This is a genomic window from Martinezella miluonensis (genome assembly GCF_900094545.1).
GTDB classification, from domain to species: domain Bacteria; phylum Pseudomonadota; class Alphaproteobacteria; order Rhizobiales; family Rhizobiaceae; genus Rhizobium; species Rhizobium miluonense.
The window spans coordinates 60694-75944 of sequence record NZ_FMAH01000002.1; the positions used below are offsets into that span (position 1 = coordinate 60694).

A 15251-nucleotide genomic window follows, 5' to 3' on the forward strand; every position below is an offset into this window, starting at 1 on the left:
AATCAATAGGAGCGTAGCGCCATCATGCAAACGCCAAGCACTGTAATCGAGAATGTCGAGCAGCTGAAAGAATACCTTCAGGTCGCCATTCAGCTCGAGCATGCCACGATTCCGCCCTATCTCACCGCCGCCTATAGCGCGAAGATCGAGGTCAACAAGCCTTCCATCGACATCATCAGTGCGGTCGCCAAGGAGGAAATGCTCCATTTGACCCTTGCGGCCAACCTATTGAACGCTATCGGCGGTCAGCCCGATCTCATCTCGGCCGATTTCGTCCCGCATTACCCCGCGCATCTGCCCACCGGTCAGGACGACTTCGATGTCAGCATCGAAAAACTCTCCGATCACGCCCTTCAAACATTTCTCGCGATCGAACGGCCGACCTCGCTAAAACCCGAACAGGCGGATGCTGTCCAGTACATCGAGAAAACTATTCCTGTTTCAGGCCAGCACATCGATAAACCCATGCTCGAGAGCGAAAATCCATTGGTCCCGATCACCGAGGCGGGGGACGGAAACTATGAGTTTCACTACAAGATCGCGGTCGTCCCGCATCATCAGCTGACCGCCTATCGTCGGGGGATCTCGGAGGCAGGCAACTCGCTCGTGCCTCGTGTGCCGACAACGAGCTCGCCGGAACACCATCTTGAACTTCATTATTGGAGCATCGGTGAGTTCTACAAGGCCATTCACCTCGGCTTCGTCGAGCTAGCTAACAAGATGGAAATGAAAGCCCTCTTCGCCGGCGATCCGAAGAGGCAGGTCGATCCTAAATACTACTATTCGGCCGGCGGTGAATTGACGGCCATTACCGACCTCAAGAGCGCTCTCATGGCCATCGACTTCATTGCCGACCAGGGTGAAGGCAGCAATCAGCGCGTCTATGACGCGGAGGGCGAACTTGCCCATTATTACCGGTTCGATCAAATCCTGAAAAAACGGTACTACCGGGATCCGAGTCGGGATGGCGCTCGCGATAGCGCCGGGGATCCTCAAGGCGGGAGGTTTCCAGTCGACATGGAAGCGGTTTTTCCGATCAAGGCCAATGCAAAGATCAGCGACTACGACGGCTATCCAGAGCTGAAGGAAAACGCTCTTCTCTTCAACGGCCAATACAAGCGTTTCCTCGGACACCTGAACACAGCCTTCAATGGTCAACCGGAACTCTTGGGTGGTGCGTTTACCGCGGAGATGTTCCGCATCAAGGTCGCCATGGAACGGCTCATTCACTACCCGATTCCCGGTACCGGCGAAAATGCGGCGCCCACCTTCGAGATGGACCAATTCAAAGACCCACCGGCTGTATTGCCGTCGTCGTCCGCACCCGCTCCAGCCACTCCTGCTACAAGCGTGTCCCATGTCTGATCATTTTGAGAATTTCCTCCGTCTCTCCGTGCGGCTCTGCGGAATATCGAGCTATGATCTGATGGGAACCGGCTACGCCAGGCGTTACTTCGAGACGATCGAGCGCATCATTGGCCATGATCTGCTTCATCGGCTGCTGGAGACATTCAGCGCCCTGCCCTCTGCCTCGACCGATAAGGCATTGAAGGCGGCCATCCTCAATCATCCGGAATTCGGTCCGATAGCCCGCAATATCATCAAGCTTTGGTACACCGCGACCTGGTTTCAGCTACCACCCACATGGCGGGAGAATTTTGGCGCGCTGCATGAGGACCGGACCTTTGTTCCTTACCCCTATGCCTACACCGAATCTCTGCTCGGACCTGCCGTCGGCGCCCACCCGGCCGGCGCTAAGCCGACAGGCCATCAATCTTGGACACTCCCTCCGGTGTTTCTGCCAATTCCACCCGAGTGCGAGTAACCCTATCGGCGTTGCCATGTTTGGATGACGTCCGTTCGGTAATGTGATTTTGGCCATACTTACACTTCGTGGGCCGGATGCTGTCATGTCGCGCGGTCTTTTATATTTGCCTGCTTGATTGCGTGGCCTGCTGCTGGCTTTTCGATGTGCTCGCCCCGACAAATTCCGGGCTTTTCTTCATGTGAGCAAGGCTTGCCAATCTGTTTGTGAAGTTCGGGACACAACCTGTAATCCGTCGGCACCATTATTATCCCGCACCGAGAACATTCATCCTTACCCGCAGTTCGAAACGTCCACTAAGGAGGAGAAAAATGACGGATGAACGGTTCGAATGGATCAGCAAGCGAGCCTATGCCATTTGGGAGGCAGCCGGGCGCCCCTTGGGACACAGCCAGCATCATTGGGAACAGGCGGTCAGCGAGCGTGAGATCATGGAACGAACGCGAGCGTCAGTCGATGGCGAGGAGATACTTGTAAGGCTTCGACAGAAGACTGCAATGAACCAGCCTGAGCGCAATGCACCCTATAGCGCCAGAGGCTAGCGCCCAACGGCCGTCGCTTCGAATAAATCCTGTTCACAGGCAATTCTTGCCGCGCATATTCCTGTTCCCACCCTTGAGCACAATCGTCGATCATGCCGCCTCTTAAGGCGATCTCCCAATTCTGCGTTCCATCGCGGCTCGACTCGGCCGACGTGCCGTTTTGCATTTAATCAGGGTCTTCCTCAATTTGCCGTCTGCACTGCCGATATGTGCAACGCCAGCGGCTTAGCTGGAGCCTCACCGTCGCGGCATGACCTTGGATCGAGAGGTCTTGAAGACTGCGGTACGACCAGCCGTGCCGATTTCTGCTCCAGCATCCGCAATCAGGGCATATGCCCGGACGTTGGCCCGCGAGCAGACACAACCCATTTGCCTTCATCGCCAAATACGATGCTCTGCACTGTGACACCCGGACCGGGCGACCATTTCGATTTCGTTCGCATGCCGGCCCGTAGCCGCGTCATCGCCAATGGGCTGTTAACCACACAAAGTGAGGAAGACCCTGGTTAACTGCCAAACCACATAATAGCCAGGTCGGCATAATTGTAATGGCATTGTCTGAGGGGCGTCGCCGCTGTAGCCTGACGCGTGCGCAAAGTGCTATAATGCATAGCCGGAGCCAAAGTCCGGTCGCGTTTCAACCCGTGAATAAGTAGCCGCGGATCATGGAACTCATCGTCGCCCTTGGCTTGATCGTCTTCAAGGTCGCGTTTCTGATTGCGATCCTCCTGCTGCTGCCCTTGCCGCTAACCTGGCTGGAACGAAAGATCGCCGGGCACATGCAGCAGCGGATGGGGCCGATGCGTGTGGGGTGGCACGGGCTGCTGCAGCCGATGGCAGACGGAATCAAGCTCTTAACCAAAGAGGACCATATCCCGGCCGAGGCCGACCGCTTCCTGTTCAAACTGGCGCCAATCCTGGCGCTCGTCCCGCCCTTTGTGGTGTTCGTCACAATCCCCTTTGGCGAAACTGTCTCGGTCCTCGGCGCAGAGATCACGCTTTACGTCTCCAACATGAATATGGCGCTCCTTTTCGTCTTCGCGGTGATCGGGATCGAGGTCTATGGCGTCATCTTCGGTGGCTGGGCCGCCAACAGCAAATACGCTGTCCTGGGTAGCCTCAGGACCTGCGCGCAGATGATCAGCTACGAAATCCCGATGGGGTTCGCAGTCATCGGCGTGGTCATGTTGGCGCAATCCATGAGCCTGCTCGACATCGTGAGGGCACAAGCCAATCTCTGGAACGTCGTCTACCAACCGGTCGGCTTCTTCGTGTTCTTCGTCGCCGGACTGGCCGAGGCGCAACGCATTCCCTTCGACCTGGCTGAAGCGGAAGGCGATCTGGGGGCCGGGTTCCATACCGAATACAGCGGTATCCGCTTTGCGTTTTTCATGATCAGCGAATATGCCATCGTGTTGCTGGTATCGGTCCTGGTGGTGATCCTGTTCTTCGGCGGCTGGAACGGCGTGCTGGTCCCCTTGCCATCGCTCCTCTGGTTTCTGCTCAAGGTCGCATTCTTCGTCTATTTGTTTATCTGGTTCCGCTTCACTTTCCCCCGCTACCGCTACGACCAACTGATGGCGATCGGATGGAAAGTCTTGCTTCCTCTTTCGATGGCGAACATAATTATAACCGGTGTACTTTTGGGGGCCGTAGCGGCTCCCTAGCGAGGCGGCGATGTCGCGCGCACAGGACAGAGTTGGAGCATGGATTGGCTGGGCGTTCTTCGCCGATTTGGCGAACGCTTTGGTTCTGACCTTCGGCTACATGTTCTCCAGATCCGTGACCATGCAGTATCCGGACAAGGAAAAATGGTTGCCCTATTCGCGCTATCGCGGGCATCACTTCCTTACGCGTGATGAAGAGGGCGAGATCAAGTGCGTGGCCTGCGAACTCTGCGCGCGGATCTGTCCCTGCGACTGCATCGAAGTCGTCCCCTACGAGGACGAGAAGGGTAACCGGCACCCGGCCAAATTCGAAATCGACACGGCCCGGTGCCTGTTCTGCGGACTGTGCGAGGACGCTTGCCCGGCGGACGCAATAGCGCTTGGGCAGCAATATGAATTCTCGAGTTTTTCTTCCCGCGACTTGGTGATCGGGCGCGACGACTTGCTCGGCAAGCCAGGCAAGGCGGCAACTGGCGGCGGCGTAGTCGCTGCTCGCCTGAACACTGAAAAGGCCGTTCTGGTCGAGACGAGCGAGTCGCAGGGGTACAATTGGTGGCGGAATATTCGGCGAACGTAAACGCGCGCAATCCGTCAAGCCGAAGCGCGCAGACAGGAGGCTCAGATGCTTGTCGGCGAAATCATGAAGAACAAGGGTGTCGGTGTCATCGCGGTTGCTCCCGATCAAACGATGGTGGAGGTCTTGAAGTTGTTTCGCGACAACAATATCGGCTTCGTCGTCGTCAGCCGACCGAGTGGCAAACACGTGGGTACGCTGTCGGAGCGGGATTGCTGCAATGCGGTGGCGGAATACGGGGCCGAGGCGACGATGATGCGAGCCGCGGATATCATGAACCGCAACGTGGCGACCTGTTCGGTCCGGGATTTGCTGCCCGTCGCGATGGGGATCATGACCCAGCGGCGTACGCGTCATGTGCTGGTCATGGATGGGAACGATGTCGTCGGCGTGGTCAGCATCGGCGATGTGGTAAAACACAGGCTCGACGAAGCGCAGCGCACGGAGCAGGATCTGCAGGATTACATCTGCGGGAACAGGTATCACTAGTCTAATAGGACGGGTCAGGGCAAGCGACCGGCCATGTCTTGGTCGTGATCCTCAGGGCTCGACGCAGAGCCGGTGGGGCGGGCGGCGGCCGTGGCTGGATGAACCTCCACTGGACACGGGTATTCGCCCCGCCGCATCAATCCGTTGAGACGCAGGGCTCTGTAGTTTTCGGGAACAAACACAACGCCCATGGGAAAACGTTTGTTGACTTTGAGCTTCGCAGTCAATTCGCCCTGAGCGGATCGCACGACCACCTGATCGCGATCCGAGAGGCCAAGTTGCGCGGCATCCTGTACGCTCATCTCCACGTAGGGATCATCCGCGACCGTATTCAGGATCTCCGAGCGTTCGGAAAGATATCCGTTGTGGAACAGGCAGTCGCCGGTAACCAGCATGAGTCGGTCAACTGCTTTCGGGACAGATGGCGGCGCGAAGAGCTCGCCACCCGGGGGCGTCGGGACCGCTTTGGTGAATGCACCGTCGGCGGCAAGCGCTTCCGGCGTCAACTCATGGTAGGCGGGAACCAGCCGGACAATCTCGTCGAAAATCTCGCCTTGCGTGGCCGGCTGCAGCGCTTGGTTGCGGAGCGCCGCGACGAAGTCGAAGATCGCCAAATTGCCTTGCGCCTCGAACGCGGGTTCGCGGAATTTGCGGACCTTCTGGGTCCGGCCTTCGTTGTTGGTGAAGGTGCCGGATTCCTCGCCGTAACCTGCCGCTGGCAGGACGACCTCCGCCAGGCCCGCTGTATCCGTGAGGAAGGCGTCCTGAACAATCAGGAGATCGGCGGCGCCAAGTGCCTGTGTCACGAAATCCCTGTCGGGATAGGCGATCAGGGGGTCGGCTCCGGCGATGTAGAGTGCGCCCATCCGCCCACTGATGCAGAGCTCCAGCATGGCGTCGAGACCCGCGCCGGGTTCCGATGGGATTTCGGCGCCCCAGTTCCGTGCAAGAGTTATGCGCACCGCATCATCGCGGACCGCCCGCAGCCCTGGCAGAGCCGCCGGCAGAACCCCCATGTCCCAGGCACCCATCTGGTTGGCACGGTCGAAGAGGAACTGCATTGCAGGGCCCTTGTCGAGCAGGCGGAGAACCAGCAGCAGGTTGTTGAGCTGCCGCAGCGTCGCGTGCGCTTTCGGTGATCTCAGGAGGCCGATGCTGACAAGCACGGTGACGCTGCGACCTTCCTTGAGTGCCGTGGCCAGACGATCCGGCCCATCACTGCCGTTGCTCGCCGCCGGCCTTGCGATTGTCGCGCCGAACTGCGCTAAAGCATCGCCCGGCAAGGTCTCGCCGGCGGCTGCTACGAGCCCTGCTACCACCGCCGCAAGGCAAGTCGCTTCTCCGCCCGGGGGAACGCGAACGACCGTCCGGGCATCTGCGTCCAAACGGGATGGCCGTGCCGAGAGCATAAGCAATGTAGTCTGCCGCCTTCGCGCGCCGTCCCGCAATAGGTATTCGGTGACCGGGTTCTCCTCTGTGACGTTGCCGCCAACGATGAGGACGCAGTCGTTGCCGATCACTTCGTCGAGCGGCGCGCGGCTGTAGAATCTTGCCACCAACGGACCAAGTATATCAAAGGGCGTGGACCAGCGTGTCGAGCAGTCGATGTTGTTGGTCCGGAACACCGTCCGCATCAGCTTCTGGAACTGATAAAGCACCTCGTTGGGCAGGCGCGGCGAGGCCAGCCCGCCGGCAACCTTGCTCTCGACAGCCGACAGCCGCCGGCGCAGATAGTCCCCCGCTTCGTCCCAGGATACCGGAACCAGGGCGCCGTCACGACGGATCATCGGCCGCCTGATCCGGTCCCGGCTCACGATGAAATCGAGGCCGAAGCGTCCCCGCACGCAAAGCGTTTCGTGGTTGACCCCTTCGTCCCATTTCGAGCGCACCCGCATGAACTCACCCTTGCGCGTGCCCACCGTGAGCTGGCAACCGGTGCCACAATGCGGGCAGACCGTGTCGGTCTCGACCAGGTCCCAGGGCCGCGCCTTGTAGCGATAGGGGAAGCTCATCAGCGCACCGACCGGGCAGACCTCAACGCAATTGCCGCATTGGTCGCAACTCGCGAGACTGCCCTCGAAGCCGGTGACGGCGGTATCCATGCCCTTTTCGACGGTACCCAGGGCAACCGCGCCGACGACCTCCTCACACATCCGGACGCAGCGCTGGCACTGGATGCAGCGGTTAACGTTCATGATGATGACCGGGCTGAGACGGATATCCTCGGAGTGGAACACACGTTTGTCATCGCGAAACCGGCTTTCGCGGGGCCCGTAGGCCATCACCATGTTCTGAAGCTCGCATTCGCCGCCCTTGTCGCAGATCGGGCAATCGAGCGGGTGATTGGCGAGCAGCATGTCGAGCATGGAAGAGCGCGTTTCCTCGATCAGCGGCGTGTTGGTCCGCACCACCATACCGTCGATGACCGCAGTGGCGCAGGACGGCTGCAGCCGCCGCTGCCCTTCGATCTCCACCAGACACATACGGCAGGAGGCCAGCGCCGGCAGGCGCTTCAGATAGCAGAAAGTGGGGATGTCAATGCCCAAACGCTGGGCGACCTGCAGCACTGTCGAGCCAGCCTCAACTTCCAACGTCTGTCCATCGATCATAACGCTAACCATACGTCCTCGCAGTCCTATCCCAGCGCACTCCCTTAGTGAAACGGGCACCTCCGCTCCTCGATATGGGCGACGAACTCCTCGCGGAAATGCGCGAGTGCAGCCCGCAATCCCATCGCTGCGCCGTCCCCCAAGGCACAAAACGTATTGCCGAAAATGCCTTTGCAGAGCATCTCCAACTGCTCCAGATCGCCGGGTGCGCCGTCCCCGGCCTCAATCCGGCGCAGGACCTTCACCACCCAGTTCAATCCTTCCCGGCATGGCGTGCACTTGCCACAGGATTCATGGTGGAAGAACTCGATGATCCGGGTGGCGACCTTGACCATGCAGGTTGAGTCGTCGATCACGACAACGCCAGCCGAACCGAGCATCGAGCCGGCAGCAGCCAGCGAGTCGAAATCCATTCCCACCCCCAGCCCATGCTCCGGAATTACCGGCGCTGAGACGCCGCCCGGGATCACCGCCTTGATTCTACGTCCCGGCAGCACGCCCCCTGCGTGGGTCTCGACCAGTTCGCGCAGCGGTATCCCCATCGGCAACTCGTAGAGGCCGGGTTTGCGCACCTGGCCGCTGACGCAGTAGAGCTTCGGGCCGGGGCTCTTATCCGGGCCGATGCCGCGAAACCAATCCGGCCCCCGCATAACGATATGCGGCACGCAAGCGAGCGTCTCGACATTATTGATCACGGTAGGGCTGGCGTAGAGCCCGGCCACCGCCGGAAAGGGCGGCTTCAACCGCGGCTGCGCCCGCTTGCCTTCGAGCGACTCGAGCATCGCAGTCTCCTCGCCGCAGATATAGGCGCCAGCGCCGCAGTGGATGTGGACGGTGAAATTGAAATCCGAGCCCAGAATGCTCGTTCCCAGATAACCTTTTTCGTGAGCCTCTGCGATCGCCTGCTCAAGATGACGGATCGCCGTCACATATTCTCCGCGGATGTAGACATAGGCGGTTTGGGCCCCGATCGCGTAGGCGCTAACCGCCAGCCCCTCTATGAGTTGATGCGGGTCGCGCTCCATGATGATCCGGTCCTTGAAGGTGCCCGGCTCGCCTTCATCGGCGTTGCAGCACAGATATCTCGGCTTGTCGCCCCGCTTCGGCACGAAACTCCATTTCATGCCCGTAGGGAATCCGGCACCGCCGCGACCGCGCAGGTTGGATCGTTTGACAAGGTCGACGACCTCGTCGGGCGTGTACTCGCGCAACACCTTCGCCAGCGCCTGGTAGCCGCCGCCGGTCTCATAGGTCGACAGCAAGTGACTGCCCGACATGCCGACATTTTTGAGAAGAACTGGCTCGAACATGGCGTTATTCTCCCGGCGGTCGCGGAGCGGCGTGCTCAACGCTCGCTACTCGTTCCGCCTTTGCCCGGAGGCCGTCCAAGAGTGCGTTTATCCGCGTGACATCGAGGTTGCCGTGGTAGTCGTCGCCGACTTGCATCACCGGCGCCATCTCGCAGGCGCCGAGGCACTCGACAGTCGAAAGCGTGAACAGCCCGTCCGGGGTGGTGTCGCCCTTCTTGATCCTCAGCACCGCTTGCAGATGCTTCAGCAGGTCCTCGGATCCACACAACATGCAGGAAATATTGTCACAGAGCTGCAGGTGGAACTTGCCCACCGGCTCGGTATGAAAGAGCGTGTAAAAGGTCGCCAGCTCGTAGACCCAGATCCGCTGGACTCCGAGAATGTCGGCAACCTCCTGCAGCACCGGACCAGGCAGATGGCCATGCTCCTTCTGCGCGATCAGAAGCGCGGGCATGATCGCGGAGCGCTGGTCGGGATACCGCGCCGCCACCTCTTCGATCTTTTCGCGCATGGTCATCGCGTCCAAATCCCTGCTACTTGTCCACCTCCGCCATCACGGGGTCGAGGCTGCCGAGCACGGCGATCATGTCCGCCAGGTAGCGGGCGTTGGTGACCCCGAAGAGTGCCTGAAGGTTGACGAACGACGGTGCCCGCACCTTCATGCGGAACGGTTTTGGCGACCCGTCGCTGATGATGTAGAAGCCAAGCTCGCCCTTTGGCGCCTCGATCGCCGAATAGACCTCGCCCTTCGGCACCTTGAAGCCATAGGCCGACAGGTCGAAATGCTGGATCAGCGCCTCCATCGAGCAGTGCACCCGACGCTTGTCCAGCGGGAAGGCGATTGTCGGCATGTCGATCTGGAACGGCCCCTCGGGCATCTGGTCGATGCATTGTTCGATAATCCGGAGGCTTTCGCGCATCTCGTCGACCCGACACCGCCAGCGTGCATAGCAATCGCCCTCTTTGCGGGTGATGACGTTGAAATCGAGCCGATCATAAATTTCGTAGGGTTCGTCACGGCGGATGTCCCAGTCGACGCCCGAGGCGCGCAGGTTCGGGCCGCTCAGACCGAGATCGATAGCGTCCTCGGCCGAGATCACGCCGACCCCTTTCGTGCGCTTGAGGAACACCCGGTTGTTCTCGAGCAAGAGTTCATAGTCGCGAATCCGGTTCGGGAAGATGTCGCAGAACTCCCTGATCTTGGGCAGGAAACCATCAGGCAGGTCCTCGCGCACCCCGCCAACCCTGCAGAAGGACGTGTGCATGCGCGCACCGCTGATCATTTCCAACAGATCCATGATCATTTCGCGCTCGCGCATGACATAAAGCAACGCTGTCATCGCACCGAGGTCCATCGGCAACGCGCCGGTGATCAGGAGATGACCGGAGATCCGCGCCAGCTCGGCCATCATCACGCGGATATACTGCGCCCGCAACGGTGCTTCTATGCCGAGGAGTTTCTCCACCGCCAGCGCAAAGGCCAGGTTGTTCGACGGCGGACAGAGATAGTCGAGACGATCCGTCAGCGGGAAAATCTGCGTATAGGTGAAGCTCTCTGCCAGTTTTTCGGTGCCGCGATGGAGGTAGCCGATATGCGGGTCCACGCGCTCGACATACTCGCCGTCCAGTTCGAGGACAAGCCGAAGAACCCCATGAGTGCTGGGGTGTTGCGGGCCGAGGTTGAGAAGCACTTCCCTGGTATTGAGCGCTTCGCCTTCTGGCCTGCTGAGCTCGGTGACTTCGGTCATCTCAACTTTCCGGCGTCGAACGGCCTCCCTTACGGAATGTCCCTGGTGGCGAGGTCGGGTTGTGTTGGTGGCGGACCTTCCGCACCAAAGGGATTCAACTGATCCTTGTAGCCACGCAGGGGGAAATCCTTGCGCTGGGGAAAGCCCTCGAAGCCCTCCCACATGTAGATCCGGCGCAGATCGGGATGTCCCTCGAACCTGATGCCATACATGTCCCAGGCTTCGCGCTCATGCCAGTTGGCCGTGCGCCAAACTCCCGTGACTGAGGGAACCTGCGGAGGATCGCCGAGCCGGCACTTGATGCGAACCCGCCACCTGTTGGGCAGCGAATAGAGGTGGTAAACCGCCTCGAACCGCGGCGTTTCGGGATAATGATCAACCCCGCAGATGTCCGAAAGGAAATTGAACTGCAGCGCCGGATGTTCTTTCAGAAACCGGCAGAACGCGACGATCTCCGCAGGTGGAACAGCAAAAACGTGAGTGCCGTGTGCGGCGCCGAGATCCTCGATTGCTCCCCCGAAACGCTCCATGATCAGAGCGCGATTGAGAGGCGGCTCCACACTCATGACGTTGCAACCCGATCGAGAGGCGTCCGGGCCAGCGCGCGGGACCTCTTGATCTTCTCTTGAAGCAGGAGGAAGCCGTGCATCAGCGCCTCAGGCCGGGGCGGACAGCCGGGCACATGCACGTCGACGGGCACGAAGGTTTCCGACCCCTGTACCACGGCGTAGGTGTTGTAGACTCCGCCCGAAATAGCGCAGGTGCCCATTGCAATCACCCAGCGCGGCTCCGGCATCTGGTCGTAAAGCCGCCGCACGACGGGCGCGAATTTCCGGGTCACGGTGCCGGCGATGATCATCACATCGGACTGTCGCGGCGAAGGGCGAAACACCACGCCGAACCGGTCGAGATCATAGCGGGCGCACCCCGCCGAGATCATCTCGATAGCACAGCAGGCAATTCCGAAGGTCTCGGGCCAGAGCGCCGATCTCCGGCTCCAGCCAATAATGCTATCGGCCGTGGTGAACAGCACGCTATCGCGGATCGCGTTGTTTACGCCTCCCATTCCAGCGCTCCCTTCAGCCAAGCGTAGGCGAAGCCCACGAGAAGCAGCAACATGAAGACGAACATCTCGACATAGCCGACCAGCCCGATTTCTTTCAGGACGACAGCCCAGGGAAAGAGGAACATTGCCTCGACATCGAAGACGACCAGCAAGATGGCAAGAATAAAAAACGGCACCCTGAAGCGACCCGCGGCGGCCTCGCCCGCCGCGTCCATGCCGCATTCATAGGGCATGTTCTTCGCGGCATAAGGATTGGACGGTCGCAGCAGCGAGGAGACGAAAAGCGTCGCCCCCGCCACCAGAACAACTCCAGCGACCATGAAAAGAACCGGCAAGAATTCCATTGCAGTCATATCGCACTGCACCGGTCACCCAACTGGGGGCTTTCCTCGGACGGCACCGACCTCGTTTGGGACCGGTAGCGCGGTCGCCCCGGCAAGCGCTTGGGCAATCCTTTCTTGAAGCGTCAGTTTATTCCGTCGGGCGGATCATTGCAAATCCAATCGATCAGCCGCCAAATACCGAATGTTGGGCAAGCCTCAGAAACCACGACGGAAATAGGCCGATACCGATGGTGCCGGCGGCGGTAAAGGCGAGCGTGGCGCGCACCAGGGGCGTCAGCGCCGGGGCAAAGACCCTCCCTGGCTCGCGCATATAGATCACCATGACGATGCGGATGTAAAAGTAGGCAGCAACGACGCTCAGCAGCACTGCGATCACCGCCAGCACGACGAAACCTCGATCGACGAGCGCGACCAGCACATAGAACTTGGCGAAGAACCCGGCCGTCGGCGGAATGCCGGCCAACGAGAACAGAAAGAGCAGCATCAGAAGGGCAAGCCCGGGATGCGACTTGGCCAAACCCGCATAGTCTTCTATGGCCTCGCCCGAAAAATCGGCATTCCGCATCATGATGACAGTACCGAAAATTCCGAGATTCATGAAAGAATAGATCAGCAGGTAGAGCATCACGCTGGCGATGCCGTCCGGGCCGCCGGCCACCACGCCGAAAATGGCGAACCCGGCATGGGCTATGCTGGAATAGGCCAGGAGGCGTTTGATGTTATCCTGTACCAGCGCCACGAAACTGCCGAGCGCCATCGTCGCCACGGCAATGACTGCAACGATGATCCAAACGTCCGAGGCTGCGACCAGAGGGTTGAGGAACACCCGCAGGATTACCGCGAACCCCGCCGCCTTGGGACCTACCGACATGAAAGCGGTGATCGTCGTCGGCGCGCCTTCATAAACGTCCGGCACCCACATATGGAACGGCACCGCGCCGACTTTGAAAACCAGCCCCGCGACAATGAAAACCACCGCCAGCAGCAATCCGGGATCGAGTGGACCGCCTGTCACCGCCGCAGCCATCCCGTCCAGTTGCGTCGTACCGGTCAGCCCATAGACCAGAGAAACGCCGTAAAGGAAAATCCCCGTCGAGACCGAGCCGAGGATCACATATTTCAGCGCCGCTTCATTCGACCGACGCTGCTGGCGCAGGAAGCCAGTCAGCACATAGGTGCAGAGCACCATCAGTTCGAGACCCACATAGATCGACAGGAGATCGGTCGCCGACGCCATGATCATCATTCCTGAAAGCGCAAAGAGCAGTAGAACATAGTATTCGCTGCTCCCGATCCTTTCGATATCGGCATATTTTCGTGAAAGGAAGAATGTCAGAATGGTGGCTAGGTAGAACACGAACTTGAAGAAGACCGCAAAGCGGTCGGTGATGAACATACCGGCATAGGCGGGCCGCACCTCGCTTGCCAGCATGAGCGTACCGAGAGCGGCAATCAACACGACTGCGACGGAGGCCCAGACAAGGAAATATTCCTGTTCCTTGCGCACAAACTGTCCCAGAATCAGCAGAATGCAGGCCCCAGTGACCACCACGATTTCGGGCACACTCGCTAAGATCGACTGGACAAGCGCGGCGGCGGTCATTGGCCGCTCCCCCTACCATGCACCTGCGCCAGCAGATGCTGCACCGAAACATCGATGATGTTGAGAAAGGGTTTCGGATAGAGCCCGACCCAAAGCACGAAGACGGCTAGCGGCAAGATCGCAATCATTTCGCGGGCATTCACGTCGCGTACCTTGACCCGGACGCCGACGCTGGGCGGACCGAGTGCGACTTTCCCATACATGCCAAGCAGATAGGCGGCACCCAGCAATGCACCCGAAACAGCGGCGGTACCGGCCGCCAGGTTGGCCGCAAACCCGCCCGACAGCACCAGCAACTCGCCCACGAATGAATTCGTCCCCGGCAACGCCATCGACGACAGGGTGAACAGCGCAAGGAACGCGGTATAGACCGGCGCCAGCTTCATCAGCCCGCCATAATCCGCGATGCTGCGAGTATGCGTCCGCTCGTATATCAGGCCGACGAAGAGGAACAACGCGCCCGTCGTTACGCCATGATTGAACATTTGCAGGATGCCGCCTTCGAGCCCGCGGAGGTTCAGCGCAAAAATTCCGAGCGTCACGAAGCCCATGTGGCTGATGCTGGAATAGGCCACCAGCTTCTTCAGGTCGTCCTGCGCCAGCGCAAGCAACCCGCCATAGACGATCGCAACCGCCGAAAGCACGAGCATCAGCGGCGAATAATGCACCGAGGCCGCCGGCAGCATCGGCAGGGAGAACCGCAGGAATCCGTAGGCGCCCATCTTCAGGAGCACACCGGCGAGAATGATGCTGCCCGCCGTCGGCGCCTGCACATGAGCGTCCGGCAGCCAGGTGTGGACCGGGACCATCGGCACTTTGACCGCGAAGGCGATCAGGAAGGCAAAGAACAGCCAGGACTGGACCTGGAACGGCAAATCCTGCGCCGTCAGGGCGATAATGTCGAAGGTCTTGCCGCCATGGAAATAAAGCACGATGACACCGATCAGGAACAGGAGGCTGCCCGCCAGCGTGTAGAGGAAGAACTTGAATGCGGCATCGACCCGTCCGTCGCCGCCCCAGATGCCGATGATCAGGTACATCGGGATCAGCATCGCCTCCCAGAAGACGTAGAACAAGAACAGGTCGAGCGCGCAGAACACCCCCAGCATCAGCGCCTGCATGACCAGCAGACTGACCATAAACTCCTTTACCTTGCGATCGATCGCGACCCACGAGGCGAGCACGCAGATCCAGCCCAACAGCGCCGTCAGGAACACGAAGAGTGCGCTGATCCCGTCGATGCCAAGCGCATAAGCGATGCCGAGAGCGGGCACCCACGGGCGTGTCTCGGTGAACTGCATCGCGTGGCTGGTGGTGTCAAAGCTAGCCAGCATGACGATGCAGAAAGCGAGGTCGAGGACGGTGACGCAGAGCGCCGTCCACCGCACTGTGTGGTCGCCGCGCAGAAACATCAGAACCGCCGCCCCGGCGGCAGGCGTGAATACGATGAAGCTCAGGAGCGGGAACCCCATGC

At 59.9% G+C, this 15251-nt stretch carries 15 protein-coding genes and 1 pseudogene; 6 read left to right on the plus strand and 10 right to left on the minus strand.

Going from position 1 to position 15251, the window contains the following annotated elements:
* The first annotated feature begins 24 nt into the window (after positions 1-24).
* The 3 genes from GA0061102_RS02660 to GA0061102_RS02670 all read left to right on the plus strand — a co-directional run bounded on the left by GA0061102_RS02660 (position 25) and on the right by GA0061102_RS02670 (position 2367).
* Entirely contained in the window at positions 25-1365 is a 1341-nt protein-coding gene (locus tag GA0061102_RS02660) for a ferritin-like domain-containing protein (RefSeq protein WP_092843819.1), read from the plus strand.
* Complete coding sequence (locus GA0061102_RS02665) at positions 1358-1825, plus strand: hypothetical protein (protein ID WP_092843821.1); 468 nt, start codon at positions 1358-1360, stop codon at positions 1823-1825. The genes GA0061102_RS02660 and GA0061102_RS02665 overlap by 8 nt, the downstream gene beginning before the upstream one ends.
* A gap of 311 nt (positions 1826-2136) precedes the next feature.
* Positions 2137-2367, plus strand: coding sequence for a DUF2934 domain-containing protein (locus GA0061102_RS02670; RefSeq protein ID WP_092843823.1), 231 nt, complete (start codon positions 2137-2139; stop codon positions 2365-2367).
* A gap of 175 nt (positions 2368-2542) precedes the next feature.
* Here the strand turns inward: GA0061102_RS02670 and GA0061102_RS02675 are convergent.
* A pseudogene (locus tag GA0061102_RS02675) lies at positions 2543-2810 on the minus strand (transposase family protein); the annotation flags it as partial.
* A 222-nt stretch (positions 2811-3032) separates the two neighbouring features.
* Between GA0061102_RS02675 and nuoH the strand changes: the two are divergent.
* Genes nuoH through GA0061102_RS02690 form a run of 3 tightly spaced genes read left to right on the plus strand, consistent with a single transcriptional unit; the run spans position 3033 to position 5097 of the window.
* Complete coding sequence (gene nuoH / locus GA0061102_RS02680) at positions 3033-4034, plus strand: NADH-quinone oxidoreductase subunit NuoH (protein ID WP_092843827.1); 1002 nt, start codon at positions 3033-3035, stop codon at positions 4032-4034.
* Between the two features lie 10 nt (positions 4035-4044).
* Entirely contained in the window at positions 4045-4611 is a 567-nt protein-coding gene (locus GA0061102_RS02685; RefSeq protein WP_092843829.1) for an NADH-quinone oxidoreductase subunit I, read from the plus strand.
* A 45-nt stretch (positions 4612-4656) separates the two neighbouring features.
* Positions 4657-5097, plus strand: coding sequence for a CBS domain-containing protein (locus GA0061102_RS02690; RefSeq protein WP_092843831.1), 441 nt, complete (start codon positions 4657-4659; stop codon positions 5095-5097).
* A gap of 14 nt (positions 5098-5111) precedes the next feature.
* Here GA0061102_RS02690 and nuoG read toward each other — a convergent pair whose 3' ends face one another.
* The 9 genes from nuoG to GA0061102_RS02735 all read right to left on the minus strand — a co-directional run bounded on the left by nuoG (position 5112) and on the right by GA0061102_RS02735 (position 15249).
* Positions 5112-7718 (minus strand): NADH-quinone oxidoreductase subunit NuoG, encoded by a 2607-nt coding sequence (nuoG, locus tag GA0061102_RS02695; protein ID WP_092843833.1) that lies wholly within the window; start codon positions 7716-7718, stop codon positions 5112-5114.
* Between the two features lie 32 nt (positions 7719-7750).
* A complete protein-coding gene (gene nuoF / locus GA0061102_RS02700; RefSeq protein ID WP_092843835.1) occupies positions 7751-9016 on the minus strand; it encodes an NADH-quinone oxidoreductase subunit NuoF in 1266 nt (421 codons plus the stop codon).
* Between the two features lie 4 nt (positions 9017-9020).
* Entirely contained in the window at positions 9021-9533 is a 513-nt protein-coding gene (gene nuoE, locus GA0061102_RS02705) for an NADH-quinone oxidoreductase subunit NuoE (RefSeq protein ID WP_092843837.1), read from the minus strand.
* 16 nt (positions 9534-9549) lie between these two features.
* A complete protein-coding gene (nuoD, locus tag GA0061102_RS02710) occupies positions 9550-10764 on the minus strand; it encodes an NADH dehydrogenase (quinone) subunit D (protein WP_092843839.1) in 1215 nt (404 codons plus the stop codon).
* A gap of 29 nt (positions 10765-10793) precedes the next feature.
* A complete protein-coding gene (locus GA0061102_RS02715; RefSeq protein WP_092843841.1) occupies positions 10794-11330 on the minus strand; it encodes an NADH-quinone oxidoreductase subunit C in 537 nt (178 codons plus the stop codon).
* Positions 11327-11830 carry a NuoB/complex I 20 kDa subunit family protein gene (locus GA0061102_RS02720; protein ID WP_092843843.1) on the minus strand — a complete coding sequence of 168 codons (504 nt, stop codon included), beginning with the start codon at positions 11828-11830 and terminating at the stop codon, positions 11327-11329. The genes GA0061102_RS02715 and GA0061102_RS02720 overlap by 4 nt, the downstream gene beginning before the upstream one ends.
* The gene (locus tag GA0061102_RS02725) at positions 11818-12183 is read right to left on the minus strand and encodes an NADH-quinone oxidoreductase subunit A (RefSeq protein WP_092843845.1); all 366 of its coding nucleotides are present in this window, start codon (positions 12181-12183) and stop codon (positions 11818-11820) included. Before GA0061102_RS02725 ends, GA0061102_RS02720 begins: the two co-directional genes overlap by 13 nt.
* Positions 12184-12337: 154 nt before the next feature.
* A complete protein-coding gene (locus GA0061102_RS02730; RefSeq protein WP_092843847.1) occupies positions 12338-13777 on the minus strand; it encodes an NADH-quinone oxidoreductase subunit N in 1440 nt (479 codons plus the stop codon).
* A complete protein-coding gene (locus tag GA0061102_RS02735; protein WP_092843849.1) occupies positions 13774-15249 on the minus strand; it encodes an NADH-quinone oxidoreductase subunit M in 1476 nt (491 codons plus the stop codon). Before GA0061102_RS02735 ends, GA0061102_RS02730 begins: the two co-directional genes overlap by 4 nt.
* Positions 15250-15251: the final 2 nt, after the last annotated feature.

Coding starts and splice junctions, on each gene's coding strand:
- GA0061102_RS02660 (WP_092843819.1), top strand. CDS start 25: ATGCAAACGCCAAGCACTGTAATCGAGAATGTCGAGCAGCTGAAAGAA.
- GA0061102_RS02665 (WP_092843821.1), top strand. CDS start 1,358: ATGTCTGATCATTTTGAGAATTTCCTCCGTCTCTCCGTGCGGCTCTGC.
- GA0061102_RS02670 (WP_092843823.1), top strand. CDS start 2,137: ATGACGGATGAACGGTTCGAATGGATCAGCAAGCGAGCCTATGCCATT.
- nuoH (WP_092843827.1), top strand. CDS start 3,033: ATGGAACTCATCGTCGCCCTTGGCTTGATCGTCTTCAAGGTCGCGTTT.
- GA0061102_RS02685 (WP_092843829.1), top strand. CDS start 4,045: ATGTCGCGCGCACAGGACAGAGTTGGAGCATGGATTGGCTGGGCGTTC.
- GA0061102_RS02690 (WP_092843831.1), top strand. CDS start 4,657: ATGCTTGTCGGCGAAATCATGAAGAACAAGGGTGTCGGTGTCATCGCG.
- nuoG (WP_092843833.1), bottom strand. CDS start 7,718: ATGGTTAGCGTTATGATCGATGGACAGACGTTGGAAGTTGAGGCTGGC.
- nuoF (WP_092843835.1), bottom strand. CDS start 9,016: ATGTTCGAGCCAGTTCTTCTCAAAAATGTCGGCATGTCGGGCAGTCAC.
- nuoE (WP_092843837.1), bottom strand. CDS start 9,533: ATGACCATGCGCGAAAAGATCGAAGAGGTGGCGGCGCGGTATCCCGAC.
- nuoD (WP_092843839.1), bottom strand. CDS start 10,764: ATGACCGAAGTCACCGAGCTCAGCAGGCCAGAAGGCGAAGCGCTCAAT.
- GA0061102_RS02715 (WP_092843841.1), bottom strand. CDS start 11,330: ATGAGTGTGGAGCCGCCTCTCAATCGCGCTCTGATCATGGAGCGTTTC.
- GA0061102_RS02720 (WP_092843843.1), bottom strand. CDS start 11,830: ATGGGAGGCGTAAACAACGCGATCCGCGATAGCGTGCTGTTCACCACG.
- GA0061102_RS02725 (WP_092843845.1), bottom strand. CDS start 12,183: ATGACTGCAATGGAATTCTTGCCGGTTCTTTTCATGGTCGCTGGAGTT.
- GA0061102_RS02730 (WP_092843847.1), bottom strand. CDS start 13,777: ATGACCGCCGCCGCGCTTGTCCAGTCGATCTTAGCGAGTGTGCCCGAA.
- GA0061102_RS02735 (WP_092843849.1), bottom strand. CDS start 15,249: ATGGGGTTCCCGCTCCTGAGCTTCATCGTATTCACGCCTGCCGCCGGG.